The 7,120-nt window shown below is 50.6% G+C and carries 1 protein-coding gene; it reads right to left on the reverse strand.

The genetic code is table 11. The features are described 5' to 3' along the window. Positions 1–4 precede the first annotated feature (4 nt). The gene (gene sov, locus ABV001_RS14340; protein ID WP_502929899.1) at positions 5–7,069 is read right to left on the reverse strand and encodes a T9SS outer membrane translocon Sov/SprA; all 7,065 of its coding nucleotides are present in this window, start codon (positions 7,067–7,069) and stop codon (positions 5–7) included. Positions 7,070–7,120: the final 51 nt, after the last annotated feature.

Genomic DNA, 7,120 nt, shown 5'->3' on the forward strand with positions numbered 1-7,120 from the left:
CAGATTACTGGTCCATACTGAACCGGAGGCTTATTCCCGCGCTGGTAGTCGAAGTGGGATAGGAGCCTGATGAAACGAGGGGCCTATGCACCATCCTGTCGAAGAATGCACGCAGAGTGACCAACCTGCTCAAGGCGTAATCGGCAGAAAAGCTGATGGTAGTGGTTCGTATGCCGCTTGTGGCTTGTGTAAATTCTTCTTCGATCCTCCTGATCAGTGCATGAGTGATTTTCCGGGAAATATCGAGGCGGATATTCAAATCGTTGTTGAACGATGAGGTCCTCTCTGTTTGGGGCTGTTCGCCGGTCAATACCTGTGGAGAGGAGCGGCGGCGTTCTCTTTGCATGGAATTGGATCCGAAGCCGATGACGCGGTTGAAGTGCTGTATACGGTATCCCAGGCCGGTCACAAAATCGCGGTCGCTCGTCTCCACGATCTGGGCGGAAGCGATATTGAGGTTGAGTGCCCTGCTTTTGTTAATCCTGAAATGGAGGCTCAGGTTGTTGTCCCATACTCCCCGTGCTTCGATCAATGGATTAAAACTCTCCTGGATGTTTGCTGAAGATATATTGAAAGGAGTGGAGGGGATAGGTGAACCTGAGACCGCATCGCGTATATATCCCAAATCACTCCCATCGCCCAAAGGTACCCAGCTCATAAATGACTCGAATGATCCAACCCTGTACTGTGAGAGATACTGATGGGTGAGGGTGAGCGATTGCATCTGCTCTTTCAATTGAGGCAGGAGTCTCATCAGGTCATAGGAAATAAGCCAGTTGGGTAGGAGTGCGGAGATATCCGGGAAAGGTGTGAGTTTCACCGATGCCGGGTCTTTGCCTGTATATGCTGCCAGGAAAGCGGGGATAAGCACGTCGGCCGAGTTGAGGCCCACATCGCCGACAGTACTGTCGAACGGTTTTCCTTCATATCCGCTTCCGGCAAAAAATCCCCCGTCAGGATAGTTTGTTCCGCTATATTGTTGTCTTGTGCGTTCAGCGATGATGTGCCGGTTCCTGAGGAATTTCTCGAATGTCCGTGAGTGGTAATTGTTTTTTGCGTTAGAAGTTTCAAATGCCGATGAGAGGGTCTGCACGGTCATGGCAAAACTGCCGCCTCTCTTTTTGGGCATATCGTCGAACATGTATTGGATCTCTGTCCGGTGATTTTTTTCATATAACGCGTTCAGGTCGATTTTTAATCCCGGTAACGGCTCTATGGAAGCGTCGAGCCGCAGGTTATGGGTTTTGTTGTAGATGGCCGGGTTGATATTGTTTTCGTTCAGGACAAGAAGATTATCGTTTTTTAATTTCTCCACGAACCGTTCACCGCCCTCAAAGCCAAAGGCAAATCCCAGGCCGGGTAACAGCCCATTTGGCGTTTGACGTTGCCCGAAAAAGTCGCCAATCATTCCTTCAAATCCGGGAATGTCGCTACGTGTCCTGTATCCCCAATTGATGCTTATACTCCGGAGCATCATCAGTGCCTGCGCTGCATACCGGGGAATATCCTGCCGGGTGCTGTTCCATATACCGGATGAGTTGTCGGACTGGCGTGTATGCCCTCCACCGGCAAAGCGGCTGTTCGTCTCCCGGAGATAGGGGATTTTATTATAGAGGGATACCAGGTTGAAGCGGTTGTTGAGTGTGAAAGAAAGGTTATTCTGCAAGAAATTGCCTATTCTCTCGTCCTCTATCATGGCGCCCCGTTCCCAACGGTAACGGGAGTGGTATGCCGCACTGGAACCTATCCAGTCGAGCCCCGGAATATGGGCGAATGGAAGGATATATGTTACATCTGTCGTCTGTGAATAATTCAATGGCTTTCCCAATTCCCGGATACTCTGCATTACCGAATCTTTCCATATGGCATAATCGCTTCTGTTGATCTCTTTGTTTACCTGCAGATAGGGTTCCTCGATCTCGGCGATGGTTCCCGATCGGAAAGCAGTCTTCAGGTTACGTGTCAGATCCCAGGTGATGGAGATATCACGATTCCAGAAGAAATTGCTGCTGAACGACAACTGTTTCTGTTCCGCTTGTGAGCCCCCTTCAGTATACGCATTCAGGTCGCGTAGCTGCACCTCTTCATAGTGGTGTACCAGATCGGAACTGAGCCTGATATTGTTGGGCAGGTAGTTGAAGTTGAATGCCCGGAGCGGTTTTGTCCAGGCGGAATTCGCATTGCTGTTTCTGAACGGCTCCCATGTCTTTGTCTGGGGTGTGTAATCATAATTAGCCTGTAGCCTGAAATCTCTTTGATTCGCATATTCGGTATCGGGGCTCCGGCGCTGGGTTTCGTTGCGTGCATAGGTGAAACTGAAATTAGCCGGATCATAGGGCATCGGTTGTTTACTTTTGATATCCATCTTCACATTGGTGAGGCTAAGGCTTATGTCTTTTATTCCGGTAGTAGCGATCCGCCGTATTGAGTCGTGCAGAAGAGCTGTAGTGGAATGTTCAAGGGATTCCGAGAGCAGGATGTCCTGGTTGAATGGGTCATATAGGGGAGTTGTAAGCTGGTTCGAGTAGGAGAAATAGAGGGGCACCGACAGTTTGGCCTGTTTAGGCAGGAAGCGTCCTATCTCCATGTTTAATGCCCATTGTACCGATGTATAATCGTCATCGCGCCGTTCCAACAGGCTTTGGTTGAGCGCGCCGAAACCGGCTGTTTCTTTCCGGCCGGAGAAGCTGACCGTTCCTATATCGGAAAGTGCCAGTTGCACGTTTCCCTGTGCCGCCCAACCCCCTTTCTCGTCGAATTCGCTCATTCGCAGTTCATTCACCCATATTTCTGCCGATCGGGGATTGTCCGCGTTGTTCCTGATACCGATCATCACCACTTTCACTTCGGCCAGTGACGGATTGCCGGTGATAGTGATCCTGTTTTCCGGCTTCTCCGGATCGGGACGGGAATAAGGAACAAAAAAGGAGACATTGTCATCATGCTCTTTGTCAGCGTTACGGGCTAATTTCAGGTCGGTTAGCAGTGAAAGCGGGAAGTTGAACATGTTCTCGCCCGGCCATACTTTCTCCTGATCCGCCACGTTGTTGGAACTGTATTGTCCCTCCGGGGTGAGCCGCAGCGGAATCTCATATTCGTAGTAATTGTTCCTGTAGTCTGACCCTAACCGCAGGAAAATAGAGAGATCACCATCCTGCAACGTGCCCGGATCTTCGGGTATCCGTTCCGCATGGACGAACATCTGCAGGCGTTTGTACCGGCGCAGGTCGTATAGGCTGTTTTTATAGACCGCGCGACAGTCGTCCGGATCGAGATCGGTTACTTTCAACGAGAGCGACTGTTCATTTTCCTGTCGTAGTTGGGGTTGCCCCGGATCGAGTATGCGGGTGACGCCGGGTGGAAGGATATAGTTGACCGGTGTGCGGCGGCCGTTCTCCTCAATATTGACCGTGGAAATATCCATATTGCCCGATCCGGTAACTGCTCCCCCTGAGGCGAGGTCGTTCCGGTAGTTCCGCCATTCGCTACGTTTCAGGTCCAATGTGGCAAAACGCAGGAACTGTGGTTCTTCGAATCCGGTAAGAAACATACGCATAAAACGGATGTTATTGAACCCTTCGATATTGCCTGTCTTTACCTGATATTCCCGGATAGGTATTTTGAACTGGTACCAGGTGACTTTTCCGTCCCTACCGTTCCGCAACCGTACGCTTGTTTCCCGTTTATCCACGATGAAATTACTGCCCACTTCCATTGCATCGGGACGGAGAGAGACTTTATACTGATAATAAGACTCATTCTCATTGAGGGTGTTGTCATTGTCGATGTCTTCGATATCGGGTGTGGCACGTGAAGCGGTGGAGTAAGAATTGCCATCTTCCGGCGAGAGTGAATTTCCTTCCGTACCGTTGAAATACTTATATCGTTCAAGGATGCCCAACTGTTGCCTGTCCTGCTCCGCTCCCCTGTAATGGCGGAAGTTGTCACCCGCCGGGTCGTTGAGCGGTGAGTGGGTGTCGTCCTGCATCAGTGAAAGGGTTTCAGCCGACAAGTGGGTACGCAGCGTTTCCAGATAATCAATATAAGTGGGGTATGATTTCTCTTCCTCGCTGCTCAACCCGTTCAGTCCCACATCCTGTAACCGGCGGGACTGGTCGCCTCCGGAATTATCAAAGGCATAGACGGTGGACTGGCGTTTGGGATACTTTCCCCATACTGTGTAACCTATGGCTGTGGTGTCCCCGTCGACGGGTAATCCGTTTTCAAAGAATTTCTTGCCGTCTTTCAACACATCTTCCGATACCTCCCCGAGGTTGAAATATAGGTCGCCCCCGCGTGAAGTCCCCAATGTATCGTTCACAAAAGGATCCATCAGCCAGAATTCTATGTATTCGATATTGGCCATTTCAAAATCCCGGACATCCATCCGGCGGGTAATGCCGCCCCAGCGACCCTGCGGGTTGAGTAATCTGCCCTCGCTGTCCACATGAGTGTCTAAATTGTAGGGTCCCCGTTCGTTGGGATAGAAGGAGAGGTTGAGTACCGGAATAGTGGCAGGTTGTCCGAAATAAGCGTCCCTGCCGGGGAAGATCTCCCGCTCGTAGATCTCCCTTACACGGTGGTCAGAAAGTTGATCCACATCGTTCCTGATATGGGCAGGGGTAAGTCCGGAGTTCCGGTAGGTAAACATGCCGTCGATGTAGAACCACGCCAGTTGTGCCCTGTTTTTGCCATATTCGACATTGTTGGAGAGGGCTGCTTCGGGAAATAATCCGGTAGAGGTGTTGTTATAGGGTGTGGCGGCAAGTGTCCATCCGTACGGGTTGCGCAGGTCGATTCCCGAGGCGGAAGACTCGAAATCGTCGAGATAGGAATAACCACCCGTGTATTTGTTCTTATAATGTCCGGCGATCAGATGGGCGAATTCCAGCCTGGTCGAGAGTTGAGAGGGGACGGTTGCTTCCACGAACGGCAGCATGTTGAGGAGGTTGGTCAGCGCGATAGATTCTTTTTTATAATCCAGGTTGAATCCCCACAGGGTATTTTTTGCCGACTCATCACCGAAAGCGGTCTTCATCACGACTGGTTTCTCGTAATAATGCATCAGCGTGGCACCGGCGGAGAAATTTTTGGAGAAGTTGTAAAGCAGGTTCACCCCCATCAGTGTTTTGCGTTGCATCTGTGATGCCATTCTGTTTTCGAGTGTAACACTTACCGGTGTGCCCGCATCGATGATTGACCGGTTCATGATACGTACTATACCGGAGAGGTAATCCACGGTGTAATCCACTCCTTCGGTGAGGGGAATGCCGCCGGCGGTCACCCGTACCGATCCCCGCGGTACATTCATCGCGTTGAGGTTGATCTCCGCCCCTGATGAACCTCTGTATTCTCCACTCATACGAAACTTGTTCTTTTCCGGCACCTGCCGTGCAGCGGTGAGTGTGGAGTCATATAACTCCTGGTAGACAAACCGGTCTGCTATGACATCGTTACCGATCTTCTCCCGCAGGTGCGAACCGAATGGCTCCGTAACCGGGAAGATAATGCGCCCGTTCCGGCTATCAATGGTATAACCGTCCAGAAAATCGAAGATACCGTCGGGGTAGGGATCATTGCGTGAATTGAGCCTGTCGAGGTTCATCACCTGTAACAACAATTTCTCCTCGATACCGCTGTTGGGGAGATAGTTCAGATAGACACCGGTGGTATCGCTCTGATAGGTAATCTGTAACTTAAAATGTTCTTTCTGCAAATCATAAGCACTGTAGCCCACCGAGTAAATATTTTTCATCATTAAGTCCCATGTATATGCCCTGGGAGAAAGTGAAACCGGTTTCAGCAATTTTACGAAGAGCGCCCCGCCCCCCACGTCGTTCGAAAATTCACCCACCTGGTACACCTCTCCGTTGCGGGTGTATTCAAAAGCGACTGCCAGTACTTCGTCCGCCTGCAACGGCATTTGAAGCGATATATACCCTAGCTGCGGCTGGAATGTGTATTCCGACGGATTAAGAAGACGTGCATTTTCGAGTTTCTCGTAATCGACGCCACGGAGTATGTTGCCCGGTAAAACATTATCGGTGGTGGTGATATCCCTTGCACCGGCATAAGCGGTGACAAGTTGATCGTATAAGGTGTTGACCCGGTTATGCGGGTACTCTTCCCCTCCCTGCGGTGTCCAAAATGGGTTGTGTATGGTGTTGTATTCCCCCAGGTCGGCAAATGCCACCAGATTTCTTACCTGGTCATAGTTACCTTGCTTATTAGTGACCCATACCTCCATCCGGGTAATCGATACCGGTGATTGTATATAAGGTAACTTGCTCAAGGCATGGTCGTATGATTCCCTGAAGTAGTATCCCAGGAAAAAGTGCCTGTTCCCGTCATATTGATCTGCATTGAACTCGAACGGCGTGGTCTGTACTCCACCGCGGCTGTTCACCGTCTGCGTTTCCGATTGTTGCTGGGAGAACAGGGTATTGACCTGCAGTTTGCCGAACTGCAGGTCTGCTTTTATACCGAAGAGTGCCGTCCCGCCGTTGATAAGTGAATTGGTGGTGGTCATACTCACATTCCCTGCCTCGATATTACGGATGATCTCATCTTCATCGCCTTGATAGGCCAGTTTTATCTGCCGGGCATCCATATCGAAAGTGGCGTCGCTGTCGTAGTTGATATCGAAATTGATTTTATCGCCTACCTGCGCGTTCATATTGAGTTGGATCTGCTGGTCGAAATCGAACCGGTTGCGTTTCCGTGCCCTTTGCGGCAGGGTGGGATTGTCGGTGACATCCCTTTTTATCCCGGTCGATATCTCCATGGAGCCTTGGGTAGTAAGCCGTATTCCACCGGGACCAAAAATGTTGACACCTTGGTTATTTCCGGCACGTCGACGTGAAAGTGGAGTGGGGCGGAGGGGGGGGAGACTGTTATCGGCTGAAGCGTTAAGTTCCCTGAAATGGTGGGTTTGCATCTGTTTCAGGCTGTATTCCATATACTCTGTCGTTGTCAAAACAAGGGGTGTGTCGATCACTATGTCGCCAATCATCCGTTCAATGATATAAAGGTTTGTCTGATGGTCATATCGTACTGTGGTCCGGACTATTGGAGACGGAGGGAGTGGGAGATTGGGAGACGGGGAGACAGAGGGATTGGG

It is taken from the genome of Proteiniphilum sp., assembly GCF_040307845.1.
Lineage (GTDB): Bacteria > Bacteroidota > Bacteroidia > Bacteroidales > Dysgonomonadaceae > Proteiniphilum.